Origin of the sequence: Sorangium sp. So ce362 (assembly GCF_051519845.1) — a bacterium.
In the GTDB taxonomy this organism is placed as follows: Bacteria; Myxococcota_A; Polyangia; order Polyangiales; family Polyangiaceae; genus Sorangium.
Map to the genome: position 1 here is coordinate 6,949,201 of NZ_CP150332.1, position 23,368 is coordinate 6,972,568.

18 protein-coding genes are annotated in these 23,368 nt (G+C 72.3%); 7 read left to right on the forward strand and 11 right to left on the reverse strand.

The features are described from left to right. Nucleotides 1-55 precede the first annotated feature (55 nt). Entirely contained in the window at nucleotides 56-1,753 is a 1,698-nt protein-coding gene (locus tag WMF17_RS26450) for an NAD(P)/FAD-dependent oxidoreductase (protein ID WP_437595939.1), read from the forward strand. A 57-nt stretch (nucleotides 1,754-1,810) separates the two neighbouring features. After that, nucleotides 1,811-2,923, forward strand: a complete 1,113-nt coding sequence (locus tag WMF17_RS26455) for a Rieske 2Fe-2S domain-containing protein (RefSeq protein WP_437643917.1) — start codon at nucleotides 1,811-1,813, stop codon at nucleotides 2,921-2,923. A 299-nt stretch (nucleotides 2,924-3,222) separates the two neighbouring features. Here WMF17_RS26455 and WMF17_RS26460 read toward each other — a convergent pair whose 3' ends face one another. Further along, a complete protein-coding gene (locus tag WMF17_RS26460; protein WP_437595941.1) occupies nucleotides 3,223-3,381 on the reverse strand; it encodes a hypothetical protein in 159 nt (52 codons plus the stop codon). Between the two features lie 360 nt (nucleotides 3,382-3,741). On the opposite strand from WMF17_RS26460, the gene WMF17_RS26465 reads away from it, so the two are divergent. Both WMF17_RS26465 and WMF17_RS26470 read left to right on the forward strand, forming a co-directional pair. After that, a complete protein-coding gene (locus WMF17_RS26465) occupies nucleotides 3,742-3,951 on the forward strand; it encodes a hypothetical protein (protein ID WP_437595942.1) in 210 nt (69 codons plus the stop codon). Next, a complete protein-coding gene (locus WMF17_RS26470; RefSeq protein WP_437643919.1) occupies nucleotides 3,942-4,229 on the forward strand; it encodes a YetF domain-containing protein in 288 nt (95 codons plus the stop codon). Before WMF17_RS26465 ends, WMF17_RS26470 begins: the two co-directional genes overlap by 10 nt. Nucleotides 4,230-4,236: 7 nt before the next feature. Here WMF17_RS26470 and WMF17_RS26475 read toward each other — a convergent pair whose 3' ends face one another. The 5 genes from WMF17_RS26475 to WMF17_RS26495 form a co-directional block, all read right to left on the reverse strand. Beyond that, nucleotides 4,237-5,742 carry a DUF2330 domain-containing protein gene (locus tag WMF17_RS26475; protein ID WP_437595943.1) on the reverse strand — a complete coding sequence of 502 codons (1,506 nt, stop codon included), beginning with the start codon at nucleotides 5,740-5,742 and terminating at the stop codon, nucleotides 4,237-4,239. Nucleotides 5,743-5,904: 162 nt separating this feature from the next. Continuing rightward, entirely contained in the window at nucleotides 5,905-7,344 is a 1,440-nt protein-coding gene (gene trmFO / locus WMF17_RS26480) for a methylenetetrahydrofolate--tRNA-(uracil(54)-C(5))-methyltransferase (FADH(2)-oxidizing) TrmFO (RefSeq protein ID WP_437643921.1), read from the reverse strand. Nucleotides 7,345-7,377: 33 nt separating this feature from the next. Next, a complete protein-coding gene (gene topA / locus WMF17_RS26485; RefSeq protein ID WP_437595945.1) occupies nucleotides 7,378-9,969 on the reverse strand; it encodes a type I DNA topoisomerase in 2,592 nt (863 codons plus the stop codon). A 132-nt stretch (nucleotides 9,970-10,101) separates the two neighbouring features. Continuing rightward, nucleotides 10,102-11,073 (reverse strand): DNA-processing protein DprA, encoded by a 972-nt coding sequence (locus WMF17_RS26490; RefSeq protein ID WP_437643923.1) that lies wholly within the window; start codon nucleotides 11,071-11,073, stop codon nucleotides 10,102-10,104. Nucleotides 11,074-11,155: 82 nt separating this feature from the next. Further along, nucleotides 11,156-11,953, reverse strand: a complete 798-nt coding sequence (locus WMF17_RS26495) for a hypothetical protein (RefSeq protein WP_437643924.1) — start codon at nucleotides 11,951-11,953, stop codon at nucleotides 11,156-11,158. Nucleotides 11,954-12,032: 79 nt separating this feature from the next. Here WMF17_RS26495 and WMF17_RS26500 point away from each other — a divergent pair, with 79 nt between their 5' ends. Beyond that, entirely contained in the window at nucleotides 12,033-13,037 is a 1,005-nt protein-coding gene (locus tag WMF17_RS26500; RefSeq protein WP_437643926.1) for a hypothetical protein, read from the forward strand. Beyond that, a complete protein-coding gene (locus WMF17_RS26505; RefSeq protein WP_437643928.1) occupies nucleotides 13,034-13,837 on the forward strand; it encodes a glycerophosphodiester phosphodiesterase in 804 nt (267 codons plus the stop codon). Before WMF17_RS26500 ends, WMF17_RS26505 begins: the two co-directional genes overlap by 4 nt. Nucleotides 13,838-13,883: 46 nt before the next feature. On the opposite strand, the gene WMF17_RS26510 is transcribed toward WMF17_RS26505, so the two are convergent. The 3 genes from WMF17_RS26510 to WMF17_RS26520 all read right to left on the reverse strand — a co-directional run bounded on the left by WMF17_RS26510 (nucleotide 13,884) and on the right by WMF17_RS26520 (nucleotide 18,427). Continuing rightward, nucleotides 13,884-15,368, reverse strand: a complete 1,485-nt coding sequence (locus WMF17_RS26510) for a serine/threonine-protein kinase (protein WP_437643929.1) — start codon at nucleotides 15,366-15,368, stop codon at nucleotides 13,884-13,886. Between the two features lie 139 nt (nucleotides 15,369-15,507). Next, nucleotides 15,508-16,395 (reverse strand): LolA family protein, encoded by an 888-nt coding sequence (locus WMF17_RS26515; protein ID WP_437595953.1) that lies wholly within the window; start codon nucleotides 16,393-16,395, stop codon nucleotides 15,508-15,510. Between the two features lie 169 nt (nucleotides 16,396-16,564). Next, on the reverse strand, nucleotides 16,565-18,427 hold the full coding sequence (locus tag WMF17_RS26520) for an HTH domain-containing protein (RefSeq protein WP_437595954.1): 1,863 nt from the start codon (nucleotides 18,425-18,427) through the stop codon (nucleotides 16,565-16,567). Between the two features lie 548 nt (nucleotides 18,428-18,975). Here WMF17_RS26520 and WMF17_RS26525 point away from each other — a divergent pair. Next, on the forward strand, nucleotides 18,976-19,368 hold the full coding sequence (locus WMF17_RS26525; RefSeq protein ID WP_437595955.1) for a hypothetical protein: 393 nt from the start codon (nucleotides 18,976-18,978) through the stop codon (nucleotides 19,366-19,368). Between the two features lie 48 nt (nucleotides 19,369-19,416). On the opposite strand, the gene alaS is transcribed toward WMF17_RS26525, so the two are convergent. Further along, complete coding sequence (alaS, locus tag WMF17_RS26530; RefSeq protein ID WP_437595956.1) at nucleotides 19,417-22,170, reverse strand: alanine--tRNA ligase; 2,754 nt, start codon at nucleotides 22,168-22,170, stop codon at nucleotides 19,417-19,419. A 165-nt stretch (nucleotides 22,171-22,335) separates the two neighbouring features. Continuing rightward, nucleotides 22,336-23,175, reverse strand: a complete 840-nt coding sequence (locus WMF17_RS26535; protein WP_437643931.1) for a HEAT repeat domain-containing protein — start codon at nucleotides 23,173-23,175, stop codon at nucleotides 22,336-22,338. Between the last annotated feature and the right edge of the window lie 193 nt (nucleotides 23,176-23,368).

Here is a 23,368-nt window from a genome sequence, read left to right on the forward strand (position 1 = left end):
CCAGCGGCACCACGACGAGCACTCTCACCGAACCACGACAGGAGAACCTCTTTCGATGCAACATCGTGACCACAAGGCCAACGGCAAGAGCAATCATTTCGACGTGATCATCCTTGGCTCGGGGATGTCGGGCACGCAGATGGGCGCGATCCTCGCCCGGCAAGGCTTCCGCGTGCTGATCGTCGAGGAGTCGTCCCACCCGCGGTTCACCATCGGAGAGTCCAGCATCCCCGAGACCTCGTTGATGAACAGGATCATCGCGGACCGCTATGGGGTGCCCGAGATCAAGACGATCACCTCGTTCTATACGACCTCGAAGAAGGTCGCCTCCAGCACGGGCATCAAGAGGAATTTCGGCTTCGTGTTCCACAAGCCCGGCCAGGAGCACGACCCGACGGAGTTCACTCAGTGCATCATCCCGGAGCTGCCGTGGGGCCCCGAGAGCCATTACTTCCGGCAGGACGTCGACGCGTACCTCATGAACGCCGCGATCCGGTACGGCTGCACCGTCCGCCAGCGGACCACGATCACGGACTACGAGGCCGACAAGACCGGCGTCGCGGTGACCACGTCTCAGGGCGAGCGCCTCACGGGTCGATACATGATCGACTGCGGCGGTCCCAGGGCGCCGCTCGCGGCCAAGTTCGGGCTCCGGGAGAACCCCTGCCGGTACAAGACGCACTCGCGCTCTCTGTACACGCACATGGTGGGCGTCAGGCCGTTCGATGAGATCTTCAGGGCCAAGGGGCAGCGCTGGAGGTGGCACGAGGGCACCTTGCACCACATGTTCCATGGCGGCTGGCTGTGGGTGATCCCGTTCAACAACCACCCCTGGTCCACGAACGAGCTCGTGAGCGTGGGCCTGCAGTTCGACCCCCGTATCCACCCGAAGACGGACATCCCGGCGCAGCAGGAGTTCGACGAGTTCCTCGCGCGCTTCCCGAGCATCGCGGCGCAGTTCAAGGAGGCGAAGCCCGTGCGCGAGTGGGTCAAGACGGACCGGCTGCAGTACTCCTCGACGCGCACCGTGGGAGACCGCTACTGCCTCATGCTCCACGCGGCGGGCTTCATCGATCCGCTCTTCTCGCGCGGGCTCGAGAACACCGCCGTCACGATCCACGCCCTCGCGGCGCGCCTCATCAGGGCGCTCCGGGACGATGACTTCTCTCCGGAGCGCTTCGAGTACATCGACCGCCTGCAGCAGGCGCTGCTCACGCACAACGACGACTTCGTGAGCTGCTGCTACACGGCGTTCTCCGACTTCCCGCTCTGGGATGCCTTCCATCGCCTGTGGGCCGTCGGTACCATCCTGGGGCAGTTCCGGCTGATCCAGGCGCACGCCAAGTTCAACAAGACGCGGAACGAGGACCACCTGGACCACCTGGACGACAACCCGCCCTACCTTGGCTACCTGTGCGCCGACATGGAAGGCTACCACCGGCTGTTCAACGACGCCAAGGCGGAGGTCGAGGCCGTGGCCGAGAAGCGTAAATCGTCCGCGGACGCCGCGGCGAACATTCACCGCATGATCGACCAGGCCGACTTCGCCCGGCCGCTCTTCAGCTTCGGCTACTGCGTCACCGGCGCCAAAAGATACGTCAACCACTCCAAGTACAGCCTGCTCCCCGCCGCGCGCCTGTTCCACTGGACCCAGACCGCGGCGCCCCCCGAGGTCAAGAGGTACTTCGACAGCCCCATGCTCTCTCTGCTCAGGTCCTACGTACAGGCCCGGGTGGAGATGGTCATGAGGTGAGCGCTCGCAGGCCCTCTCGACTTCACAACACCGTCTCGGCCGCCGAGGAGCTTGGAGATGATCGACATCGCTGAAATCGAGCAACACCGCGACAAACCGACTTCCAGAGCGGAGTACGCGACCACGGACCTCGCTGCGAGCTGGTACGTCGCGATGCGGTCCACGGATCTGAAGAAGGAGCCCGCAGCGCTCAAGATGTTCGGCCAGCTGCTGGTCGCATGGCGCGACGGATCGGGTCGCCCCGTGGTCATGCACCGCCACTGCTCGCACCAGGGCGCGAGCCTCGCCGAGGGCAAGGTGGTGGACGGCTGCATCCAGTGCCCGTTCCACCACTGGCGGTTCGACAACGCGGGCGCGTGCGTGCTCATCCCTGGGCACAGCACCTCGGTCCGCAGGCTCGAGCCGATCCCTCGCACCGCACGCCAGTCGACCTACGCCACCTGCGAGCGGTACGGGTACATCTGGGTCTGGTATGGTACGGCGACACCTCTGTTCCCCCTGCCGGAGCTGCCGGGCGCCGACGAGGGCGATCAGGACGGCTACATGTGCCTGAGGTTCGCTTACGAGACGAAGACGTCGGTGCTCAGGATCGTGGAGAACTTCTACGATGCGCAGCACGCAGCCCCGGTGCACGAGCTGCCGGTCTCCGCCTTCTCGCTAGGCGCGCTCGAGGACCATCGCCAGTCGAAGCTGGACGTCGAGGCGCTGGCCCAATCAGGCGCGTGGTTCGGCGGGGTCATGGAGTTCCACGTCGACAGGTACTTCGGGCTCATGGGCGTCGTCTCCCGCCTGGTGGGGCTCCAGATGAGCAAGATGAGCCTCCGGTTCGACGGCTACCCCGGCGGGTGCATCATGACGGTCCTCATCGATGACGAGGAGAAGTACAAGCTGCTCCAGTGCGTCACGCCGGTGGACAAGGACGAGACCAGGCTGCACGTCCTGATCACGATCAAGAAGGACAGCAGCCTCCTGCGGAACGCCGCCAACTACGTCCTCTTCGGCATGCAGACGAAGGTCGCGGCCGGGTACGACGTCGCGATCTGGAACGCGATGAAGTCGAACGGCGGAGGGGCGTACATCAAGTACGACCAGCTGGTCTTGAAGTACAGGGCGTTCTACCGGAGCTGGGTGGACAAGGTGGTCCAGGGGCAACCGGGGCGCGCGGCGTAAAGAGCGGGCCCGGAGCTCGCGGATCCCTTGGGCCCGCGGTAGCAGTCAACCTCCTCCTTCCACGCGCAGGTCGTCATCACGCGTCGGTCCGCACGGGCGCGCCCGCTGCAGCGTTCCAGCATCGTACGATGCGACGTCCCCTCCTCGTTCCCGGGGCGCGCGGCGCTCCCGGGGGGACAGCCTAGATCCCGAGGGCTTGGAGCCGCCCGCCCTCGCGGAGCTCGCGCACGCCCGCGGAGCTCGCGCACGCCCGCGGGGCTCGCGCACGCCCGCGGGGCTCGGCTCCAGGAGGTCGAGGCTCAAGCTCGACAGCGCGTGGCGCAGCCGCGCGAGCGGCGCTCGTAGGTGACCGCGGGCGGCCTGGGCGCGTCGGTGATGAGCTCCACGTCGTCGTAGACGCCGCCCGTCCAGTAGTGGATGGAGCGCCCATCGGCCTCTTCGCCCTGGAGCCTGGACAAGCCAGCACCGAGCAGGTCATGTCGAATCCCGAACGCCGAGCGGCTGCAGCTCGATTGCCGCGGTGGCCCGTATACCCTCGCCACAACGGCTGAAGCAGCCCGTGTGCCACCTCGCCAACGCGCGATCGCGCGGGATGTCCGACGGAGCAGACGCGCGACGTGGCAGACTGCCACGCTCGACCGCGGCGCAACTGCGCTGCCGGAGTAAGATGCCTCTCCGGCGCAGCCCAGCTCTACATTTTCCTCCGCGAGCTGACCGCGACATCACTCTTGGCTCGCCTCGCGCAACGTAACCCTCTCGTGCGATGGGGAGCGCGGCGCCAAGGTGCCGCTCCGCACCTTTATCTTCCCCTGACAGCCATGGAAACCGTAGCCCGCGTCGCCGTCGTCTATGTGTTCCTCGCCGTGGCGTTCCGCGTGCTCGGCAAGCGCGAGCTCAGCTCGCTGTCTGCCTTCGAGCTCGTCACGCTCATGCTGATTCCGGAGATCGTCTCTCAGGCCCTCATCCGCGAGGCGTCGCTCGCGAACGCGCTCGCGGGCGTGTCCCTCTGCTCGTGCTCGTGTTCCTGACGTCGGTCCTGACGCACCTCGTCCCGCGGGCGTCCAAGGTCATCGACGGCTCGCCCACGGTCCTTGTCGCGAAGGGTCGGCTCCTGGAAGAGGGGTGCAACCGCGAGCGCATCCAGCCGGAGGAGATCGTGCCCGAGATGCACAAGAGCGGGCTGGAGCACCTCTCCCAGGTGCGCTGGGCCATCCTGGAGGCGGACGGCGATCCGAGCATCATTCCGGAGCAGGGCCACGGCCTGCCCGTCGCGCGGCGGGGGGGGGCGCGGGACGCGGGCGTCTGAGCGCCGGTCAGGCCAGGCGGGAGGCGAAGCGGCGCGCGCCGCGGCGGGCGATCGCCGCCGCGAGGGCGAGGGCGCCGAGCGTCATGCCCACGAGCGTGCCCTGCCCGCGCGTCCGCGAGGCGCGGTCGCCGTCGACGAGGGGGAGCGCCGCGCCGCAGAGCACCTCGGCGTGGACGCTCACGCGGGCGCGCATCCAGTTGTCGACCCGCTCCTGCTTCGCGGGGATCAGCTCGAGGTCCGTGTCGAGCGCCGCGCGCGGCAGGTTCGCCTCGAGGCGCGTGAGCCAGACGTCCTTCGGGTGCAGGCCGACCATCGCGACCGCGAGGTCGTCGAGCGGGGGGTCGCTCGGATCGAGCGGCCTGCACGCGAGCTCGCGCGCGTCGATCTGTCCGGAGGCGACCTCGCCGCAGCTCGGATCGTCGAGCCGGACGCCGGCGGGGCACGGGTTCGCCACGACGCGGCCCTCCATCGCGATCTCGGCGAAGCGCACGGCGCACGCGGAGTCCTGGGCCTCGCCGTTCGCGAGCCCCTGCTGGACGAACGCCGCGGCGATCGTGTCGACCGGGGTGGTCGAGCCGCTCGTCGTGTACTGCACGCCGAACGGCGCCGCGGAGCTCGACACGCGCGAGAACAGCGAGCCCTGCTGCGCGTAGGGCGTGAGGAACGCGCGGCCGCCGTCGGCCGCCGCGAGCGCCTTCTCGCGGAGCTCGCCGTAGTTCGAGTCCTGCGAGGCGAAGTCCCACGCGAGGAGGTCGTGGGGGACGGCCGCGGCCGCGAACCCCTCTGGAGCGAGCCGCGCCTCGCTGATGGTGAAGAGGGTGATCGCGACGTTCGCGCCCGTCCCGGCGGCGACCATCCGGAGCGGGAGCGTGGGGCTCGCCCCCGGCATGACGACCCGCACCGGCTTCATCTCCTTCACGTCCTTGCCCGGCTGGAGCTTGAGGGCGATGAAGTCGAAGCGCTCCTCGACGTAGGCGTCGATGACCGGCTGCGTCGATGCGTCGACGCCGAAGCCGTTCGCCTCCAGCCACTTGTTCAGCGCGCCGGGCGTGTCGGTCGCGAGCGTCACGGTGTCGTACGGGCCGACGGTGCCGCGGTGGACCACCGTGACCTGCTCGCCGCCGAACGCCCCATCCGCGAAACCTGCCGAATCGCTGCTGCCCAGCGCGCCGCAGCCCCCCCCGCTCGAGGCGCACATGGAGTTGGGCGGGGTGATGCGGACCGACGTGGCCGCGTCGAGCGTCTCGAACCAGGCGTCCGAGCCGACCTCGATGGTCGCCCCGGGCTTCACCGGGAGCACCCAGGCGAACTCGCTCGGATCGCCGGCGTACTGGATCTGATCCCAGAGCACCGACTGGACGGGCGACAAGGAGAGGACCATCCGGTGCGCGTTGACGACCGTGGTCTCGGTCGTCGGGGCGAAGCACCCACCGCAGGCGAGCGCCTCGCGCGGCGGCAGGAGCGTCGCGAAAGGAACGGCGAGCGCAAGGAGCGAGAACAAGCGAAGTTTCATCGGCTACCTCCATGGGCGCGGGTCCGCGCGCGCGGCTCCCGGAGCGCGCGGGCGGCGCGCAGCGCACCACCGCCAGGGTATCCAAGCCCGCGCGTGGCGGGCAGCCCGCGCACGATTGGCGCGTCGCTGGCGCGCGGCGTCATGGCCCGCCGGGGCCGCCCGTCAGCCCGCTGCCCACCATGCGTCGAGGTCGCGGAGGGCGCGCTCGGCCATCGCCTCGTAGCGCGCGCGCTTGCGCAGCCTGCCGCTCGCGGGATCCAGCGGCGCGATGTGCGCCCAGGTGATGTTCGACGGCTGGTACGACGGCTGCGTCCGGCCGAGGTGCGTGAGGATGCCGCCGAGCGCCGTCGTGGGCGGCGGCGGCCGGAGCGGCTCGTTCCGCAGCTGCTGCGCGAGGAGGAGCGCGCACACGAACCCGGCCGCGGCGCTCTCCACGTAGCCCTCGACGCCCGCGATCTGTCCGGCCAGGTGCACGCCCGGGAGCGCGCGGAGCTCCATCGCCGGGCCGAGGAGCGCCGGCGCGTTGACGAAGGTGTTCCGGTGCACGGAGCCCATGCGCAGGAACTCGGCCTCCTCCAGGCCGGGCACCATCCGGAACACCCGGAGCTGCTCGGCGTACTTCATGCGCGTCTGGAAGCCGACCAGGTTGTACGCCGTCGCCGCCTCGTCCTCCGGGCGCAGCTGGAGCACCGCGTACGGGCGCCTGCCGGTGCGCGGATCGGTGAGCCCGACCGGCTTCATCGGCCCGAAGGAGAGGGTCTGCTCGCCGCGCGCGGCCATCACCTCGCACGGCAAGCACCCCTCGAAGTAGCGCACGTCCTCGAAGTCGCGGGCCTCCACCTTCTCCGACGCGACGAGGGCCCGGACGAACGCCTTGTACTGCGCCTCGTCGAAGGGGCAGTTCACGTACGCCTCGTCGCCGGCCTCGGCGTCATCGCGGCGCTCGGCCGCCTCCTCCGGCGACGCGGCGCGCTCCGGCGGCGCGGCCCCCTCCGGCGGCGCAGCTCGCTCGCCGCGGAGCGCGCCCCCCTTGCCGTAGCGCGACTGCTTCCACACGCGCGACCAGTCGATCGAGTCGGCGCTGACGATCGGCGCGATCGCGTCGTAGTAGGCGAGGTGCTCGGCGCCCACGGCCGCGGCGATGCTCGCCGCGAGGGCGTCGGACGTGAGCGGCCCGGTCGCGAGGATCACGGGGCGCCCTTGGGGGATCTCCGTCACCTCCCGCCGCTCCACGGCGATGCGCGGGTGGGCCTCGATCGCCCGCGTCATCGCCTCGGCGAACCGCTCGCGGTCGACCGCCAGCGCGCCCCCGGCCGGCACCGAGGTCTCGTCGGCGCACCGCAGGGCGAGCGAGCCCACGCGCCGGAGCTCTTCCTTGAGCAGCCCCACCGCGTTGCTCAGCGCGGCGCCGCGCAGCGAGTTCGAGCACACGAGCTCGGCCATCCGATCGCTCGTCTGCGCGGGGGTGCGCTTGTGCGGCTTCATCTCGACGAGGCGCACGCGCAGCCCGCGCTGCGCGAGCTGGTACGCCGCCTCGCAACCGGCCAGGCCGCCTCCGACGACGACGACGTCGTCGTCGTGCGGGCTCTCCGCTCCGTTCATACAGGTCACCAGGATGGGGGGTTCGCGGCCTTCTTAGCTCGCCGTGCGCCGGGCGCGCACGGCCCGCGCGGGCTTTTCGGCTGCCCCCTCCTGGGGCGCGCCGGCCGGAGGCGCGGCCTCGGGCCGGGCGGCCGGCGCGGGCTCCGCCGGCTCGGGCCGGGCGGCCGGCGCCGCCGCGGCGCTCGCGACGGCGTCGAGGGAGGCCGCGCCGTTCGCTGCGCCGTCCTCCCCCTCCGCCTCGACGATCTCCTGCTTGAAGCCGCACTCCTTTGTCGCGCAGACGAGCATCGCCTTCTTGCCGGCGGTGCGCGAGACGAACTTCGCGCCGCACTGCGGGCACGGGATCGGCACCGGCTTCTGCCAGAGCTTGAACTCGCACTTCTGCTCGGCGTTCCAGTTCGAACATCCGTAGAAGGTGCGCCCGCCCTTCTTGCGGGGCCGGATCTCGATGAGATCGCCGCCGCAGCTCGGGCACGCGACGCCGAGCGGCACCGGGCGCGTGTTCTTGCAGGTCGGGTAGCCGGTGCACGACAGGAAGTCGCCGAAGCGGCCCGTCTTGATGATCATCGGCTTCCCGCACTTGTCGCACGAGATGTCGGTCTCGCGGACGGCGGCCGTCCCCCGCGTGTCGGACAGGTCGCGCGTGGCCTTGCACTTCGGGTAGCGCTCGCAGCTCAAGAACCAGCCGTTCTTGCCCCACTTCTTGAGCATCATCGACCCACACTCGTCGCAGACGATGTCGGTCTTCTCTGCCTCGGGCTTCCACGGCGCGAGCTTCTTCGACTTGTCGAGCTGCTCCCTGAACTTCTTGTAGAAGCGCTTGAGCAGCTGCTCGCGCTTCAGGTTGCCGGCGCCGACCTCGTCGAGCTCCTCCTCCATCTGCGCCGTGAAGTTCGGATCCATGATGTCGAGGTTCGACCGGACGAGGCCGTCGACCACGAACTTCCCGAGGAGCGTCGGCTGGAACGCGCCGCCGTCCCGCTTCTCCACGTACGCGCGCTGCTGCACCTTGCTGATGATCTCGGCGTACGTCGACGGGCGGCCGATGCCGCGCTTCTCCAGCTCGCGCACCAGCGAGCCCTCGTTGTAGCGGGGCGGCGGCTGCGTGAACTTCTGGTCGGTGACGACCCCCGGCGGCGACACGGCGAGCGCCTCGCCCTCCTTCATGTCAGGCAGGAGCGCCTCCGAGTCCTCCTCGGCCGCGGGCCCCGGCGCCGCTCGCTCCGCCTCGGCGGCGCTCGCCTCGGCGGTCGCAGGCGCGGCGCCTCCGCCGCCGTCCGGCGCGGCGCCGGCGCTCTCCTCCTCGCCGGCGAACTCCTGCTGGCCCTCGGTCACCTGCAGCCAGCCGGCGAACTTCAGGATCCGCCCGCTCGCCCTCGCGAGGTAGCTCCGGTACGCGGGCGCCGCGATCGTCGGCGAGACGTCGATCTCGACGGTCGTGCGGTCGTAGACAGCCGGGCTCATCTGCGAGGCGACGAAGCGGTTCCAGATGAGCTTGTACAGCTTGTACTGCTCGTCCTTGAGGTACTTCTTGATCGAGTCCGGGTGGATCTCGACGCTCGTCGGCCGGATCGCCTCGTGCGCGTCCTGCGCGTTCTTCTTCGACTTGTAGATGTTCGGGCGCTCGGGGACGAACTCCTTGCCCCATCGCTTCGCGACCACGCCGCGCACCTCGGCGATCGCGTCGTCGCTCACGCGCGTCGAGTCGGTACGCATGTACGTGATGAGGCCGACCGGGCCGCCGTCGCGCTTGAGGTCGATGCCCTCGTAGAGCGCCTGCGCGATCTGCATCGTCCGCTTGGCGCCGAAGTGCAGGTAGTTCGTCGCGTCCTGCTGGAGCTTGGACGTCGTGTACGGGGCGGGCGGGTTGCGCTTCTGCTCGCGCCGCACGACCTTCGCCACCTGGTAGCCGGCCGTCTCGAGGTCGGCGCGCACCTTCGCGGCGACCTCGCCGTTCGTCACCTCGAGCTTCTTGCCGTCGGCGGAGGCGAGCTTCGCGACGAACGGCGCGCGCTGCGGCGGGCTCGCCGCGGTGAGGCCGACCGCGATGTTCCAGTACTCCTCCGGGACGAACGCCTCGACCTCGCGCTCGCGATCCACGATGAGCCGCAGCGCGACCGACTGCACCCGCCCCGCGGACAGGCCGAACGCGAGCTTCGACCACACGAGCGCCGAGACGTCGTAGCCGACGATGCGATCGAGCACGCGCCGCGCCCGCTGGGCGTCGTAGAGGTTCTCGTCGAGCTTGCGGGGGTTGTGGACGCCGTGGTCGACCCCCTTCTTCGTGATCTCGTGGAACTCCACCCGCGCCACCTTCAGCCTCGGGTTCTTGATCTCCTCCGAGATGTGGAACGCGATCGCCTCCCCCTCGCGATCGGGGTCGGTCGCCAGGAGCACCTCGTCCGCCCTCTTCGCGGCGGACTTCAGCTCCTCCAGCACCTTCTCCTTGCCCTCGATGACCTCGTAGGTCTCGGCAAAATCGTTCAGCACGTCGACGGCGTTCTGCTTCTTGGGCAGGTCCTTGACGTGCCCCTTCGAGGCGAACACCTCGTACCCGTTGCCGAGATACTTCTTGATGGTCTTCGCCTTCGCCGGCGACTCCACGATGACGAGCGTCTTGGCCATCACCACCTTCTGAGCAACGAGATATGGGCTTGTTGAGAGGATTTGAAGGGCGCCCTTCGGTGCGGGGGAGCCCCCCCCGCGAGGAAGCAGCCACCCGAAACCGCACTGGGCAGGGTGGGCCGGCGCGCCCCTTCAACGAAGAGCCCGCCGAAACAACCCGGCGGGCCCCTCTACTACTACGGCGTGGAGCGTCAACGTCAAGAGTGCCTCCACGGCGTGCCTGGGCGGAAGCCCCGTCCTCTCGCAGACCTCATCCACGTGCGCCGGGTGGGCGTCCAGGGCGTCGAGGACGGCGCGCTCGGCCGCGCTCATCGCCGGGATCTGCGCGGTTTTCTCGGGCGGGACGCTCGCCCGCGGGGCGAAGGCCGCGTCGGGCAGCGGCAGGGTGCCGGCAGCGGGCGAGCTGTTGCGCAGCGAACGCCGCGCCCGCCTGCGGGGCGGCGGCGGCGGCCCGCCGAGGACGTCGATCACGTCGGCGGCGCGCGTGACGGGGCGCGCGCCGGACGCGAGCTCCAGCGCGCAGCCGACGCCGCGCGGGCTCCACGGGGCGTGGGGGACGACGCAGAGGTGGCGCCCGAGGCGGCGAGCCGCCGCGGCGGCGGAGCGGGCGCCGCTCTCGATGCCCGCCTCGACCACGACGGTCGCGAGGGTGAGCGCGGCGAGGACCGCGTTGCGCTGGAGGAACAGCCCCGGCAGCGGCGGCGTGTCGTCGGGGACGCGCGCGAGCAGCGCGCCGCCCGCGGCGAGGATGCGATCGAAGAGCGCCGCGTGCTCCCGCGGGTAGGGGTGCGCGTGGCCGCCGCCGCTGACGACCACGGTCGGCGCGCGTGCATCGAGCGCGCCCTCGTGCGCGGCCGCGTCGACGCCGCGGGCGCCGCCCGACCAGATCGAGAAGCCCGCCTCGCCGAGCGACGCGGCGAGCTCGCGGGTGAACCGGAGCGCCTCGTCGCTCGCGGCGCGCGTCCCGACGATCGCGACGCCCGGGCGCGACGGGAGCGCGCCGCGCAGGTAGAGCGTCGGCGGCGCGGCCTCGGACTCGGTCACGAGGGCCCAGAGCGGCGCGGGGTAGGTTGGATCTGCGGGCAGGATCTCGATCGACGCCATACGCGGCGTGTCGACCGGCGCGCGGGCCGAGTTGCGCGAAATGAGGAGCGCGCGGCCCCGCGCGTCGCGGGCCGCCGCGGCGCTACCGGAGCGGCGCGGCGCCGGGCGGCGCCATGCCGGGGGACGGCGCGCTCGGCGGCGCCGTGTCGGGCGGGGTCGCGCCGGGCGGCGCCGCGCCGGGGGGAGCGGCCGGGCGCGGGCCGCGGTAGGCCTGCACGAGCACGACGCCCGCGCCGCGCCGCACCTGAGCGTGCAGGCTCACGGCGAGCGGCGCGTCGCCAGGCAGGGTGAAGCACGCGCCCCGGCCGCCGATCACCGCGATCGGCCCGCTGTCCGCGTCCTGGGCGACGATCTCGAGCGACGGCGGCGCGCCCTTCGTGACGAAGAGGTCGACCTCGATCACGCCGAGCCCGCCCTGCGCGATGAGCACCGCGCACGCCTCCGGCGCGACGCGCACCGGGATCGCGGCGCTCTCCCCCTCCCCGATCGCGAGCGACACGACGTCGCCCTGCGGCGTCATCCCCCTCGCCTCGCCGCGCGCTGTGTTGGCGAGCGCGAGCGCGGTCACGCGCGGCACCGGCGCGCTCGCCGCGGGCCGCAGCTGCCCCGCGCGGCTCAGGAACAGACGCGCCGCCTCCGGGTCCGGCGCGGGCGCATCGCTCGGCGGCGGCGGGTTCTGCGCCGCGCGCGCGGGCGCGGCGGCCGGCGCGGGCGGCGGGCTAGGCTGCAGGACCTCCGCGCGGGACGCCGAGGCGCCGGCGCCGCAGCCCGGAGCGACGAGCGCGAGCGCGAGCGCGAGCGGCGCGCCGAGCGATGCAGCGGACGAGCGGCGCGCCGGCCTGAACGGATGCAGTGCGAGGAGAACGGGGGCGCGCCGCACGGCGCGGAGACTACCAGAACCGCCGCGCGATGCCCGGTCCGCGAGCGGCGGGCCGTGGGTCGTGCTACCCCCTCGCCCGATGAAGCCCAGGGACATCGTCGTCGCGACGCACGGCCACTGCTTCGACGGCATGGCGAGCGCGGCGCTGTTCACCCGCTTGATGCAGGCGCTCCGCCCCGGCGAGCCGCTCGCGCTCCGGTACCGCTCCTGCGGGTACGGCCCGGGCATGTCGATGATCCCGCCCTCGTGGCTCGACGGCGACGAGAACGCGATCCTCGACTTCCGCTACACGCCGACGAAGAAGCTCACGTGGTACTTCGACCACCACATCACCGGGTTCGGCTCGGACGACGAGCGCGACGCGGCGCTCGCCGGCGCGTCGCGCTCGCACGCCGTGGGCGACGCGCCCCACGTCTTCTACGACGCCGCCTACGGCTCGTGCACGAAGCTCATCGCGGACGTCAGCCGCGCTCACTTCGGCGTCGAGATGTCCGGCGTCGATGAGCTCATCCGCTGGGCCGACGTCATCGACACGGCGCGCTTCCCCTCGGCCGAGGCCGCCGTGAGCCGCGAGGAGCCGATCATGCAGCTCGCCTCGGTCGTCGAGCACCACGGCGACGGGCGCTTCCTCGCCTCCGTGGTGCCCCGCCTCGTCGAGCGGCCCGTGAGCGAGGTGGCGCGCGCGCCCGACATCCAGGATCTCTGGCGCCCGCTCTCCCTCTCGCGGCAGACCTTCGTCGCGCGCATCAAGCGCGGCGCGCGGAAGCTCGGCCGCGTCGTGCTGGTCGATCTCTCCGACGCGCCGCTCGAGGCGGTCGGCAAGTTCATGACGTACGCGATGTTCCCGGACTGCGTGTACTCGGTCACGCTCTCCCGGCAGAAGCAGCACTACAAGCTCTCGGTCGGCTACAATCCCTGGTGCGGCGTCGCGCGCGATCGCGACATCGCCCCCATCTGCCGCCGCTACGATGGGGGCGGGCACCCGGCCGTCGGCGCGGCGTCCTTCCCGCTCTCGGCGCTCGAGCGCGCGCGCGAGGCGGCCCGCACCATCGCGGAGGAGCTCAACGAGGAGCCCGAGCGGTGATCTGGGCCGAGCAGCGCTTCCGCCGGAGCGCGCGCGAGCCGGGGCAGGCGACGTCGCGGGGCGAGCCCGGGGCGGCGGCGTCGCGCGCGCCGCTCCTCTTCGGGCACCGGGGCGTGCGCGGCGAGGGCGCCCCCCCGGAGAACACCCTCGCCGCCTTCGCGGAGGCGGCCGCCCAGGGGGCCGACGGGATCGAGCTCGACGTGCGGGTGTGCGGCTCGGGCGAGCTCGTGGCGCTGCACGACCCGGACCTCGCGCGGGTGACCCAGGGCGCGGACCCGCGCGCGGCCGCGGCGCTCCGCTGGGACGAGCTCCGGCAGGTCGACCTGGGCGGCGACCGGGTGCCGCTCCTCTCCGAGGTGCTCGCGTTCGCGCGCGGGCGGCGGCTCGCGGTCAACGTCGAGATGAAGCGCGACGTGCCCGACCGCGCCGCCGTCGCGCTCGCGACCGCGCGCCTGCTGCGCGCCTGGGATCCTCGCCACCCGGTGCTCGTCTCGTCGTTCGACCCGGTCATGCTGGCGTCCTTCAGGGTCATGGCGCCGGCCGTGCCGCGCGCGCTCCTCGTGCACCGGAGCCGCTACCACGACGCCGCCGTGCGCCTCGCCCCGGCGCTCGGCGTGCTCGCCGCGCACATCGAGCGGACGATCGCGTCGCCCGAGCGCATCGCGCTGCTGAAGCGGCAGGGGCGCGTGATCAACGTGTGGACGGTGAACGATCCGGGGGAAGCGCGGGACCTCGCGGCGCTCGGCGTCGACGGGCTGATCACCGACGCCCCGCGCCGCATCCGCGACGCGCTCGCGTGACCGACCAGCCGCCGCCGACCGGGGCGCCATCGGGCGCGACCGGCCGCTAGCGTCGCTGCCAGGGGTCGATGATCTCGCGCGCCCGGTGCGGGCCCCGACGCGGAGCCGACCGCGCCGGCCGGTCCTTTCGCGCGGCGGACGCCGCCGGCGCCGCCGTGCCCGAGGGCGCCGGCGAGGGCGGCGCCGTGTCCGCGGTCGGCGCGTCGGCGGCGACGAGCTGGAGATCCATCTCGGGCGTCGACGTACGGGCGACCTCCACCGGCGGCGAGGCTGAGCTCACGGGCGCGAGCTGGAGCGGCGCGACCACGGGAGCGGCGCCCTCCTTGCCCTCCTTGCCGATAGCGCGCAGCGCCGTGATCGCGATCGTCCCGCTGAGCACGAAGAGCGCGCCGCACGCCAGCAGCCAGCGGAGCGTCGCGCTCGCGCGCGGCCTGCGAGCGTCGTGGACCTCCCCGGCCGCGGCGGCCGTGAGCGTCCCCTGCTCCAGCGGATCGGGCAGCGGCGTGAGCGCGTCCTTCCGCGGGCCTGCGCCCCGGTCCTCGGCCCCGAAGAGCGCGCCGAGGTCGCCTGCCCCCGTGAGCTCGGCCGCGCCGCCCGGCGACAGCCCGAGCAGCGTCCCCGTGCGCGACGTCACCGGCTCCGGCCGCGGCACGGAGGGCGCAGGCAGCGGGATGCCGAGGTCGCCCGCCGCGGCCACGAAGGCGTGCACCATCTCCTGCGCCGACTGGAACCGCTGGGCCCTGTCGCGCGAGAGCGCGCGCAGGAAGAACGCGTCGAGCTCGGCCGGCAGATCGCTCACGAGCTGCGTCGCCAGCGGGATCGGCTCGACGAGGATCCGCGACAGGACCGCGCCGAGCACGTCGCCCTCGAACGGGAGCTTGCCCGTGACCGCGCGGAAGAGGATGACCCCGAGCGACCACAGGTCGCTGCGCGCGTCGAGGTCCTTGTCGCCGCGCGCCTGCTCCGGGCTCATGTAGAACGGGGAGCCCAGGAGCTCGCCGGTCTTCGTTGTCTCGTCGCTGAGGAGCTTGCCCGTGAGCTGCTTGGCGATGCCGAAATCGAGGACCTTGACGATCTCCTCCTCGTCATCGACGCGCGAGAGGAACAGGTTGCCAGGCTTGAGGTCGCGGTGGACGAGCCCGGACTCGTGCGCCCGGCGCAGCGCCTTGCCGGTCTGGAGAGCGATGCGCGCCGCCTCGGCGACCGAGAGGCGCCGGACCCGCCTCAGGCGGCGGCTCAGGTCCTCGCCCCGGAGCAGCTCCATGACGAGGTACGGGACGGTCCCCTGGATCCCGTAGTCCTGCACGCTCACCACGTGCGGGCTCTCGAGGTTCGCCGCCGTGCGCGCCTCACGGTAGAAGCGCGCGCGGAACTCGGGCGAGGCCGCGTGCTCCGGGTCCATGAACTTGATCGCCACCGGCGCACCCAGCTGGACGTGCCGGGCCACCCACACGGAGCCCATCCCGCCCCGCGAGAGCGGCCCTTCCAGGCGGTATTTTTCGCCGACGATCGTTCCCGGCTCGACGTCCATCGCCGACTCCTCCCGCCACGGCGAGGTGGATTGCGCAGATCTAGACGTTCAACCGGGCGGCGTCCACGCCGTAAGGCGAGCGCGGCCGGCGCCGCCGGTGAGGTACGTAGTCCCCACAGGAAACACCTGCGCGCCGGACTCAGTCCTGGCAGTCGACATAGCGACGGACGACGCCGCCGGGGATCGGCTGGGTGAAGGCCCCTGAGATGAGGGGCGGATTCCACTTCGCCTCCTTGTATTGAAAGATGACGTCGTCCTCTGTATTGGGCACCCGCATGCGGATCGAGCGGGGGATCTCGGCCTCGCAGGCGCCGCCGCTCGGCGGGATCGGATCGTCGATCCCCTCCGGATCGACGCGCGGCGCCGCGGTGCGGATGATCTCGTGATGGCTGAGCTCGGCGTGATAGAGGTCCAGCCCGCGCTGCGCGACCCGGACCTCCCTGACGCGCAGGCGCTGCTGGCTCCACGGCAAGCGCCAGTCGTCCGGGCGCGGCTCGAGGTGGATCTCCTCCACCGCGTCGCGGGTGCTCTGGATCAGCACGCGGTAGAAGCCGTCGCCGTCCCAGGCGATCGAGGCGCCGTTCGGCTCGTGCACGAGCACCGGCGCCTCGCCGCGAAGCAGCGAGACGAGCGCGTGCCCGGGGATGGGCACCTGGGTGAGCCGCGACAGGTTGCACGCGCTCGCGGGCCCATGCAAAAGCTGCTTCTCCCCGACATCGAGCATCTGGAACAGGGTGCCATTCGACGTGAGCGTGTAGAGCGTCGCGCCGAAGGGGCTCACGATATCGAAGCGGACCCGATCGGGATTGACCGCCAGGATGTACACGTCACCGCGGATCCTCCCCTGACGCGAGAAGTGGTCGATCTTGGCGGTGCCCTGGACGCCGTTCACGCAGGCATACGTGGCCTTCATCCGGCCGAGCGCCGCGTCGGCGGTCGGGAACCGGGATGGCGGCGGAGCCACGGAAGCACAGCCGGTCACGAGCACGGCGAGGGACGCGGACCAGGCGATCGCGCGATGGCGCATGGGCGCGGACGCTGACAAGGATCGCCGAGCCCGTCAACCGCGGAAGCGGTGCGGGCGGCGTCACCGTGGAGGAAGGGCGCCGAAGACGGCGCCGAGGGGGAGGAGCAGAAGAGCGGCGCCGCGCGCATCCGGCCGGAGCGAGCCCCCGGCCGGACGCGCGCGGCCGGGGTCAGGACGCCCGGAGCGCCTCGAGCAAATCGACGTCGGGGATCGCGATCGGCAGGCGGGCGCGGAGGACAGCGACGTCGTTCTCCTCGCAGACGCGAGCCACAGCGAGCCCGTCGAAGAGGGAGATCGGCGCGGTCCCCGGGATCGCGGCCTCCTCGCGCGCGCCGGAGAGCATCTGACCGGCGGTCAGGATCCAGCCCGCGGTCGCGGGGCCGTAGTGGTGGAGCGAGCCGCGCAGCTCGGTGACCCGCTCGCGGCCGACCTCGCGGCCGTCCCGACGGACGACCAGCGCCAGCTTGATCTCGTCGCCCGCCGTGCGGAGCGCCCCGGAGAAGTGGCTCTCGCCGCCCGGCGCCCCGGCGCGGCGCACCGCGCGCAGCTGGCCGAGGCCGATGCGCTCGAGGGCGAGGACACAGATCTCGACGAACGCGTGGCCCGGGAGCTCGGAGAGCTTGCGCGCGAAGGCGCGCCGCGCGGCGTCGCGGTAGCGGTCCACGGCGGCGAGCGCCTCCTGCTCCAGCCGCGCGAGGTCGCCCGGCAGCAGCCAGTCGGTCAGCGCGAGCCGGCCGCCGGCGAAGCGGAAGCGGGGCCGCTGCCCCGCGGCGATGCGGCGCGCGTTGTCGGCGCGCACGGCGGCCGCGACCTGGGACTGCACGAGCTGCACGTCGCCGGCGAGCCGGCCGCGGCGCTGCGCCGTCTCCGCGATCTGCCGGAGCGAGACCGCGCCCGCGTTCCGGTCGAAGGTCGAGAGGATCCCCGCGATCGCATCGGCGAGATCGCGGCCGGCCAGGTCGTCGAGCGCGTGCCCCTCGCCGCCCGTGAGCTCGATCACCTGCGGGCCGCGGTAGACCGGCTCGGCGCCGAAGCCCTCGGCGCGCTCGGCGCGCTCGGGTCGGTCGAAGCGCTCGGGTCGGTCGGCGCGCTCGGTGCGCTCGACGCGCTCGGTCCGGTCGGTGCGCTCGGTCCGCTCGGAGCGCGGCGGCTCACGGCCGTTCTCGCGCCGCGCCTCGAACACCGGCGTCGCGACGTAGGAAGGCAGCCCACCGGCGTTCGGGGTGGCCTCCGCGGTCCCGCGGCCGCGGCGGCGGCGGCGGCGGCGGCGGCGTCCCTCGCCCTGATCGCCCGACGAGCCGGGGGTCGCGCGGTCGTCGCCGCCGAGGATCGGCTGATCGTCGTCGTCCTCCTCGTCGAAGAGCTCCGCGGCGCCGGCGACGGCCTCGGCGCGCATCGCCTCGTCCGGCCCCGGCGGCTCGGCGTCCTCGATCTCGCCCTCCTCCTCGTCGAGGTAGGCGCCTACGGCCCGCGGGGACGAGGGCGCAGGCGACGGAACGGCCTCACGCGCTGCCGGGATCTCCACCCCGTTCAACCCGGCCATCTCGACCGCGTTCGTCGCGCCGGCCACGACCTCCTCGTCGTCGTCCTCGTCGTCGAACGCCGGCGCAGCCTGCGCCGCCCCAGCCGCGGCCTCGACCGCCTCGCCGTCGACGGCCAGAGCGCCCGGATCGCTCTCTTCCACCGCCTCGCCGTCGGCGGCCGCCTCGAACAGGGTCGGCTGCTCCCCCTTGCGCGCCTTGACCGCCTCGGGCTTGCCGCCGCGCTTCGCCTTCTTGCCGTCGACCCCGGCCTTGATCGTCTTCTCGTCCCACTCACGCAGCGCGAAGACGCCCGGCTTGACCCGCACCAGGGGGTTGTCCGCCGTGTCCTTCTTCAGCGTCGCCGCCAGGCGGGCGCCCATCGTGACCTCTGGGCTCTTGCCAACGTGGCTAAGGAGGTTCTTCTCGATCGCGATATCGGTGATCTCTTTATAGTGAAGCGGTCTACCGATGAGGCGAAGGACCTCGGCGGCTGCATCCGTGAACGTCATCTTTGTTCGCCCTTCGGGGCGCACCGCTCGGCGGGCGCCCTCGTCGTCCCCATCGCGGCCGCCCCGTCCTGCTGTGGCTGACGAAGCGCGCGGGATACCCCACCGCGGCCGGGAAACGCACATTCGCTCCCACTCGGCCACGACGCGCGGAACGGCCTGCTCGTAGCATGCACGGGAACCGCGGTCAACGGGCGGCGCGATCTGCCTCAAGATAAGCCGCTGGCCGAGCTCTGGGGTGTGGAACCGGCGCGCGGCCGGCGCGATGCCCGGGTCGGCCGCGCGTGGCAGCGAGCGCGCGACGCGGGCGTGAGCGTGGCGCGGGCGTGAGCGCGGCGCAACTGCGCGCGGGCCCTGCTGCACAAGCATCGATGTCGCGCGTGAGCGGCTGTAGGCCAGTCCGGAACACGGGATAAGCCGGAGACGGGAAATCGGTGGAGCGGTTGTCGGAGCGGTTGTCGCAGGGCGCGAGGGCTCCCGCGCGGCCGCGGCGGCCACAACATCGCTTTTGCGCTTTGCCATCTCCTGGATAAGGGGGTTACGCTGCGTGGGTGGAGCTTTCGCGGCTGCTCGATGAGCTCACCCTGGCGGCCGACAGGGTCGGCATCGCCGTCAGGATGGAGGCGTTCGATCCGCACCTGTCGGACGCGCGCAATCCGCGCGGCGGGCTCTGCACCGTGCTCGGCCGGCGGCTCATCCTTGTCGACGCCAATGCGTCGCTGCCCGATCGCATCGCCACCATCGCGACCGCGCTCGCGCGCGTGGACCTGGAGTCCATTTTCCTGCCGCCGATCGTGCGCGCGACCATCGGCGCCCACGCCCGCGGCGCGCGGCCGCGGGCGCCCGCGCCGGGCGAGCCGGTGCGGCTGCCGACGCGCCACGGGAGGAGCGGAAAACCCCCGAAGCTCCTCCCGCTCGCCCGCACCAAGTGGCGTGACGCCTGAGCGCGGCGGCGCGCCCGCCCCCCTCGGGCGCGCCGCGCGTGCAGCGCGCTACGATGCGAGCGCCCGCTCGACCTCGGCGTAGATCGCCGCGATCGCCGCATCCAGCTGCCCGACGTCGGTCCCGCCGGCCTGCGCCATGTCGGGGCGGCCGCCGCCCGAGCCGCCCACGATGCGGGCGATCGGCTTGATCAGCTCCCCGGCCTTGAGCCGCTCGGTCGCCGGCTTGGAGACCATCACCGCGAGCTGCGCCTTGTCGCCCACGGCCGCGCCGAGCAGCACCGCCGCGCGATCGCCGAGCTTGTCGCGCAGCTTCTCCGCCAGGTCGCGCAGCGCGCCCGGGTTTGTGCCGTCCGGCATCCGGCGCGCCAGCACCTTGATCCCGCCGATCTCCCGCGCGCCCTCCAGCATCGCCTCGATGCCGCCGCCGCCGCCGCCCTGCGCCGGACCGGCGCCCTCCAGGATCCGCCGCTCGAGGTCCGCCACCTTCTTCTCGAGCTCCCGCTCGTGCGCCACGATCTTCCCGATCTTCTCGGCGAGATCGCCGCCCTGCGCCTTCGCGACCTGCCGCGCCCGCGCGAGCTCGGCCTCGACGCCCCGCGCGTAGCCGAGCGCGTTCAGCCCCGTCGACGCGAGGATCCGGCGCACGCCCGCGGCCACGCCGCCCTCGCTCGTGATCTTGAACAGCCCGATGTCGCCGAGCGCGCGCGCGTGCGTGCCGCCGCAGAGCTCCACCACGTCGGGCGTCATCGTGAGCATTCGCACCGTGTCGCCGTACTTCTCCTCGAAGATCGCCATCGCGCCCCGCCGCCGCGCCTCGTCCATCGGCAGGATCTCGGTCGTCACCCGCGCGTTCGTGAGGACCTTCTCGTTTACCAGATCCTCGATCCGCGCGATCTCCTCGCGGGTGAGGGGCCTGTTGTGCGTGAAGTCGAAGCGGAGGATGTCCGGGCCGACCCGCGAGCCCTTCTGCTGCGCGTGCTCCCCGAGCACCTTGCGCAGCGCCCAGTGCAGGACGTGCGTCGCCGAGTGGTTGCGGCGCGTCGCCGACCTCGCCGCGTTGTCGACCGCCAGGTGGACGCGCTGCCCCACCTCGATCGCCCCCTCGCGGACCACGCCCTCGTGCACGACAAGCCCGGCGACCGGCTTCTGCGCGTCCTTCACCTCGACGCGCGCCCCGTCCGCCGTCACCTCGCCGCTGTCGCCGACCTGGCCGCCCGACTCGGCGTAGAACGGCGTCTCGCGGACGACGATCTCGACCGCCTCCCCCGCCTCCGCGCGCGGGACAGGCGTCCTCATCTTGCGCGCCTTCTCGCCCTCGCCCTGCGCCTCGACCCGGAGGATCGCGACGATCTCGCTGTCGCCCTCCTCGTGCTCGTAGCCCGTGAAGACGACCGGCTGCGCGAGCTGCGCGCGCGCGGCGCGGTGCGCGGGATCCACGGCGGCGTTCGGATCGATCGGGCCGTCCGCCTCGGCCGCGCCGTGGATGACCGCCTCGGCCCCCGGGACGTCGACGTCGAAGTTCGACTCGGCGCAGATGACCTGCGTCAGATCCAGCGGGAAGCCGTAGGTGGTGTAGAGATCGGCGGCCGCGGCGGCCGGGAGCGTCCTCTCGCCCGACGAGCGCATCTCCGCGAAGCGCTCGTCCAGGATCTTCATCCCGCGCTTCAGCGTGGAGCGGAAGCGGACCTCCTCGTCCTCGGTGACACGGGCGATGAGCTCCCGCCGGTCCCTGAGCTCCGGATACGTCTCGCCCATCCGGCGGACCACCTCGAGCGCGACCTCGTGCAAGAACGGCCTGTCGATCCCGAGCCGGTGCCCGTGCCGGATCGCGCGGCGCATCACGCGGCGGAGCACGTACTCGCGCCGCTGCCGCTCGGGCATCACGCCCTCGGCGATCAGGAACGCTGTCGTCCGCGCGTGATCGGCGATGACCCGCATCGACACGTCGTCGTCGGCGCTCCCGCCCGTGTACGGCTTGCCGCTGAGCTCCGCGGCCTTGTCGACGAGCCCCCGGAGCAGATCCGTATCGTAGTTCGACGTGGCGCCCTGGAGCACGCTCGCGATCCGCTCCAGGCCCATACCCGTATCGATGCTCGGCGCCGGCAGCGCGACGAGCGGGCCGTCCTTCTCGACGCGCTCGTACTGCATGAACACATTGTTCCAGATCTCGGTCCAGCCGGTGCCGTCCATGCGCGGCTCCTCGCCGAAGCGCGAGACGTCGGGCTCGTTCCCGTGGAAGAAGTGGATCTCGGAGCAGGGCCCGCACGGGCCGACGTCGCCCATCGTCCAGAAGTTGTCGGCCAGCCCCAGCCGGAGGATCCGGTCGTCGCCGAAGCCGGTGACCTTGCGCCAGATCGCCGCGGCCTCCTCGTCGGCAGGAAAGCCCCCCTCGCCGTTGTAGATCGTGACCACGAGCCGCGAGGGAGAGACCTCGTAGACCTTCGTCAGGAGCTCCCAGGCAAAGGCGATCGCGTCTTCCTTGAAGTAGTCGCCAAAGCTGAAGTTGCCGAGCATCTCGAAGAACGTCTGATGGCGCGCGGTCACGCCGACGTTCTCCAGGTCGTTGTGCTTGCCGCTGATCCGGATGCACTTCTGGCTCGAGGCGGCGCGCTGGTAGGGGCGCTTGTCCTTGCCTGTGAACACGTCCTTGAACGGCACCATGCCCGCGTTCACGAACATCAGCGTAGGATCGTTCTGCGGCAGCAGCGGCGCGCTCGGAACGACCTCGTGCCCGCGCTGGGCGAAGAACTCGAGGAACGTGCGTCGGATCAGATCGGAGCTGGCAGGCGTTGCGATGGACATAGGAGGAGGCGCGGTCTAGCACGACCGGAGAGCGGCTTCCGCCCGCTCGATGCGCCGGCCCCGGCCGCTGCGGACGCGCGCGCGCCGGCCGGGCCCGCCGGCGCCGCCGGACGATCGCGGCCGGCGGCGCCGGCGGGCCTGGCCGGCGCCGGCGCGGCGCGCGGGTCAGCGGCCGGAGGGGACGACGCTGCTGCCCGAGGCGGCCTCGAGGGCGAGGGGCGCCCGCTGCAGCGCGCTCTCGATCGCGCCCGCGACGGCGTCGGTCTGCAGCTGGGCGAGCTCCCGCCGGCCGCTGGCGCGCCGCGCCTCGGCGACCGCCTGGGCCGAGCCGGTCATCGAGCCCTTCAGCGTCTGGCTGGGCATCTCGCGGATCACGTACTCGACCCTGGCCGAGAAGCCGATCCCGTCGGACCCCTGGCGCCTGTTCAGCTGCGTGACCGAGCCGTCCAGCGTGAAGGCCGGCAGCTTGCGGCTCTTGCCCTGCGCCGCCACGTCCGTGCCGTCGGCGACGACCTCGATGTCGGCGAACTGCGCCACGCGGTTGCGCGTCTGCTGCTTGAGCAGCGAGCCGATCATCGCGTCCTTCACGCCGGAGCGGTTCTCGAACTTGCCCAGGCTGACCAGGAAGCGCGCCTTCGCCGACGACCTCGAGAGCCGCTCGATGGCGGCCTCGATCGGGCGCTTCCGGCCGGCGGCGGGCTCGAGGTTGAGCGCCGCCTTGAGCGCCGGCACCGCCGCGGGGTTGCCCAGCGCGCCGAGCGCGGCCGCGGCCGAGGCGCGCACCGCCGGGTGCGGATCCTTGAGCGCCTTCTCCAGGGCGGGCCGCGCGCCCTGGCTCTTCGACCTGCCGAGCGCCAGCGCCGCCGCGACCCGCAGCCGGTAATCCTTGCCTACCGCGATGTCGCGGAAAGCGGACGTGTCGCCGTCCTGCGCGCTCGACAGGGAGGTCGACCCGAGGACCATCGAAGTCGCCAAGAACATCGCAATGAAGAGACGACGAACCATCACGTCCCTCCGGAGAACGGCGACCCTCGCCACCTGCTCTCCTCGGTGAACCACGGAAGTCTCGCGACGCGCCTGGCGTCCAGACGGTCTTATCCTTGGCCAGGACGGTCGCGAGATCAAGGCTCCTTTGGCCTGCGATGGCTCATGCAGGACTCGTGACGAGGGCGACGACGTCGTCGCTTCACACCGCTTT